We start from the raw sequence: 394 nt of genomic DNA, 5'->3' as shown, positions 1-394 counted from the left end.
TTTTATTGGACTTTGCTAAGGGTGCGGTTGTCGTATGGCTCGCATCATCAATAGGGATGGATGATTGGGGAATGCTGCTTTCGATGCTGGCAGTTATCAGTGGGCATATTTGGCCGGTGCAGCTTAGGTTTTGCGGGGGCAAAGGTGTGGCCACCGCGCTCGGTGTCATTGCTATGTATGATCCTGTTGCTCTGCTGTACATGCTTGCTTTATGTGTTGTATCGTATCCGCTTGTACGCAATTTTACGATAAGCGGCCTGCTGAGTTTTCTTCTTATGCCGCTCGCCGTCTTTATATGGCAAATGGATGACGTGCAGGCGGTTAGCTTGCTTGTCATCGCAGTTGTCGTTGTCTTTGCGCATCGCAGGGATATCGCGGCGGATCTTAATAAGAG

At 49.7% G+C, this 394-nt stretch carries 1 protein-coding gene; it reads left to right on the top strand.

Annotated features, from left to right (window positions below):
• Positions 1-56 precede the first annotated feature (56 nt).
• Positions 57-394 (top strand): glycerol-3-phosphate acyltransferase (locus LKX83_RS31965; RefSeq protein WP_255655020.1); only part of this gene is annotated, 338 nt, incomplete at its 3' end.

The sequence above is a fragment of the Cohnella baijiui genome, from assembly GCF_020731285.1.
Taxonomy (GTDB): Bacteria; Bacillota; Bacilli; order Paenibacillales; family Paenibacillaceae; genus Cohnella.
The sequence above is the reverse complement of the archived record's forward strand: the minus strand, read 5'-3'. Positions and strand labels throughout refer to the sequence as shown.